Genomic DNA, 269 nt, shown 5'->3' on the forward strand with positions numbered 1-269 from the left:
CCCCATGTGAGAGTAGGTCATCGTCAAGATTCATTTCGCAAAACCCCTATCTGCGCGAGCAGGTAGGGGTTTTGTCTTTAAGTAGAGAGTACAGAGTTTCGCCGAGACGTCCCTGCTGGATGGGTCGGCATACAGAATTTCTTGACGACCATAGAGCATTGGAACCACCTGATCCCATCCCGAACTCAGCAGTGAAACGATGCATCGCCGATGGTAGTGTGGGGCTTCCCCATGTGAGAGTAGGTCATCGTCAAGATTCATTTCGCAAA

The 269-nt window shown here is 50.6% G+C and carries 1 rRNA gene; it reads left to right on the forward strand.

Features of this window, described 5'->3' with window-relative positions:
- Window positions 1–140: 140 nt before the first annotated feature.
- Window positions 141–256 (forward strand): 5S ribosomal RNA (gene rrf / locus NJG22_RS24510).
- Window positions 257–269: the final 13 nt, after the last annotated feature.

Origin of the sequence: Pseudomonas sp. VA159-2, assembly GCF_024126635.1 — a bacterium.
Lineage (GTDB): Bacteria > Pseudomonadota > Gammaproteobacteria > Pseudomonadales > Pseudomonadaceae > Aquipseudomonas > Aquipseudomonas muyukensis.